The sequence below is a fragment of the Rhodohalobacter sulfatireducens genome (assembly GCF_022012475.1).
Lineage (GTDB): Bacteria > Bacteroidota > Rhodothermia > Balneolales > Balneolaceae > Rhodohalobacter > Rhodohalobacter sulfatireducens.
The window spans coordinates 1-3,462 of record NZ_JAKLWS010000071.1; the positions used below are offsets into that span (position 1 = coordinate 1).

A 3,462-nucleotide genomic window follows, 5' to 3' on the forward strand; every position below is an offset into this window, starting at 1 on the left:
TACCTTTTTTCACACAAAAAAGGTACTACCCTTTAACTTGAGGATTTGGCAAAATGTTAGATGAAAGATCACACGGATCAATGAATGGAAGCTGGAGCTTCCAGTGTGCGTTCCCAAGCAAAGCTTAGGAACGAGTAAAGGATTATCCGAGGGCAGGGAGAGCTTCTGGATTACGCTTGTGTAATCTCACCCCGGCGGGGTGATTGGTATTGTAACCCCGGGTGGAGGCCTGATGAAGAGCGGAGCTCTGATTAGAGGCCGCAACCCGGGGATGGGAAGCCTCCTCTCTAAAGCGGATATCCCGAGGCGATGGGTATCGAAAAGGATTGATCGCATTCGAGGGGGTAGTGCGAAAAATGATGTATGGAATCCTGAACAGACTGAATAGAAGCCGGAGCTTCTGATTGGCGTTCCCAAGCAGGTCAACTACGCTAAAGAGAAGCTTCGTTGACCTTGGTCAACGAAGCAATATTAGATGTTTTCTTTTTTTGGGCTCTTGACGCGTAGTTGACCTTTTTTCGCATTAAAAAAGTGACTACCTCTTAACAAGAGTGGTAGGTAAAATGTTTGATGATAGGTCCGTCTTGAACCGGTGGTGTAGTTTTTTTTATTCAAAGCGACTACCAAAAATCTTAAAAACGTACCCAAAAAACTATTTGTGTGAGCTCTAAATTTGAAACTCTGAACCTATTTTGGCAGGCAAATTCGCATTTTTGACCTTCATAAATGAACATTTCACAAACTTGTGCCTGCACATATTGATTCTCACCTCATAGGCGGAGTTCCTTGATAGGTCCGTTTAGTACTGAAGTAGTTAATTAAATCGTTCTTTTTTTAAAGATATCATCCTTTTCTGAGGAGATCTATCTTTTTTCCCTCAATAAATTTCGACTTCAAATCTACGTGTTGAATGGGTGTTAATGAATTTCCGTATACGACTGCCTTACAAAAGATTAAAACAATATAACGTTAGACTTGTCTAATAAACTTAGTAATAACTTCTATCCTACTTAACTTCGTTAAGAGGGTAAAATGCTTTTCTAATTTACTAATAATAACTACGGAGAAAAAAATGGTTGGCTATAAACATACAAGAAGATTAATAGTAGCATTCATGGGGATATTCCTTTTTTTAGGAACCTCATGCGAAAATGCGATAGGACCTGATGGTGAAGCTGAGATACTACAATCCGATATTGCAATAAGTGATATTGGTGATGGTGGCGATGTAACACTCTATGCCGGACAACACACTGAAGCCGGTAAAGTAGTTGTGAATAAAGTGGATGGCAAATTAGAAGTTACATTCAGCACAAATGGATGGTGTTTGCAGGAAACGCAGTTGCAATTATGGCAAGATGATCTGTTAGACCAAGATTTTGTAAAGGGCAGAGGCAATCTCGTACCGGGTCAGTTCAAATATTCCGCACAACATGATTGTGCTACCTCTTATACCTACGCCGTGGATGAAAGTCCGTCTGAACCCTGGAATATCGCTGCTCATGCAGTTGTTCAAAAGTATTCAAATACAAATACCATTGTGTTGACGGAAAATTCAGGAATAGTTTATGGGATTAAACGATCATCGGGTGAAATCTATGCCGTTGATGTTGTAAATGGAACTGCGAATTTGGAATTCCAGTCATCCTCTCCACCGTTTAGCGGTGTATCCCCGAATGGACTTGCTTACGATGGATTCAACAATCGTATGTACTACACGAACTATCGCACCGGAGTTGAGCAAAGAGCTCTATACTATTATGATTATGGAGACAATACGGAATATATCGCCGGTGAAATCGGTATGGAAGTGGCGGCAGCTGACTTTTACAACGGGAAGTATTATGCAATGGACAGTTACCCGGCTACCGATAATCTTCATGAGATAAGTTTTAATGCGGATGGCACTATTGCATCAAACAATAGCTACGATATTTCAGGAGATACCCATAAATGGGAATTCTCCGGAGACATTGCAATAAAGGAAGGAGTTCTCTTTGGTTGGGGTCTTTGTAGAATTCATAATAAGTATGAATACTTCACGTATAATCTGTCGACTGAAGATTTTGAAGTTCATAATGTTTCTTATACGAAATCCTTACAATTAGCTTTTGGATCGAATGGTGTGCTTTACGGGCACAGATCCGGCACCGACGAAATAAACAGCAGTATATCAGGCAACTTCTATGAAGTAAATACAGGTGATGGATCTGTTTCAGCACCATCTATTTCGGCTCAGCAAAGCCAATTAACGTATACGGATACTGCCTCCGGTTTTCAATATGAGAAGAAAACGGAAGGGGGTACAGAGACCGCCTGGGGTTCTGCTGTACCATCTTTGGAGAATGGAGGAGGAAACTGGTCAGCCTATTTTGAGTATACTCCATAGTAGAACATAAAATCTCACTGATTCTCATACAGCCCCAAACGCTTCATAGTGTTTGGGGTTTTTTTGTGGGTTTTATTTATTACTGTTAGTTGAGATTTATTCTTAATAACTAACATAACACTAAACGGCTGGCCCTACCTCTAGCATCTTATTCAACAAGTAGTGAATATCTCTCAATTCCGAACCCGGTAAGAGGAAAATGATTGATCTCACCTGTGCAATCTCAACCCGGTTGGGTGATTGGTATTGTAACCCGGGGTGGAGGGCGCATGAAGGCAAGAGTTCTTTTTATGAGATCCCTCACGTTCGTTCGGGATGACATTGAAGGAGGTTAGAATTCGCGGCGTTTCAGATTCATCAGCAGAATTTAGTTCAGTCTAACGCCGCTTCGACAGGAAGAGGTTGAGACGGCGTAATGAGAAGTGTGATTCTGACAAGGCGTGTTAAACGCCGTCCATTGATTCTTACCCCGCCTGTCATTCTGAGCAAAACGACTAAATAGGAGGGGCAGCGAAGAATCTTTTTGCGTATGACGGTGGTTGTAATTAGGAGCCCCCTCACTGCGTTTGGGAGATAAAATTGATTGCATTTGTGCAATCACACACTCCGAAGGAGTGAAATATCAATAGCCCATGGCAAAAACCGGAACAACGTGACCGGTTTGCAGCCGTGGGATTAGCGAATGTTCAAATAAAACCTCGAGGCGATGAATGTTGCAAAAGCAGGTGATGATTCGAGAGGTAGCGCATAGAATTATGAATTAATTCCTTAAACGGCGGAATAGAATCGGGTGATTGGTAAGGAGTAATCGTTGTGAAAAAGGGGCACAAGTGGACACTTGCGCCAGTTTGGGAAAAGCTTCGATGACCAAGGCCAACTACGCTATCATTTTCATTATCAATTCGTTTACTCATGAAAAGCTTCGTTGACCAAGGAGCTTGGGAACGAGTTAAAATAGTTATGATACTAGCAATTACTTGAGATTAGGAGATTGCGGGAATAGCGGGAACGATCATCTGAGGAGTACAGATGGACTGAAATCTCGTAATCTTATAGAAACCACCGAAAGTGGC

General features: G+C 41.8%; 3 protein-coding genes. All 3 read left to right on the forward strand.

Translation table 11 applies throughout. The annotated features are described in order from the left end of the window. Positions 1-199: 199 nt before the first annotated feature. Positions 200-388 (forward strand): hypothetical protein, encoded by a 189-nt coding sequence (locus L6773_RS21000; protein WP_237856639.1) that lies wholly within the window; start codon positions 200-202, stop codon positions 386-388. Positions 389-1,114: 726 nt separating this feature from the next. Beyond that, the gene (locus L6773_RS21005) at positions 1,115-2,389 is read left to right on the forward strand and encodes a hypothetical protein (RefSeq protein ID WP_237856640.1); all 1,275 of its coding nucleotides are present in this window, start codon (positions 1,115-1,117) and stop codon (positions 2,387-2,389) included. A 203-nt stretch (positions 2,390-2,592) separates the two neighbouring features. Continuing rightward, positions 2,593-2,724 carry a hypothetical protein gene (locus L6773_RS21550; RefSeq protein WP_255727822.1) on the forward strand — a complete coding sequence of 44 codons (132 nt, stop codon included), beginning with the start codon at positions 2,593-2,595 and terminating at the stop codon, positions 2,722-2,724. Positions 2,725-3,462 lie beyond the last annotated feature (738 nt).

What these genes read in the sequence shown, in the direction of transcription:
- L6773_RS21005 (WP_237856640.1), top strand. Translation starts at nt 1,115, where the DNA reads ATGGGGATATTCCTTTTTTTAGGAACCTCATGCGAAAATGCGATAGGA.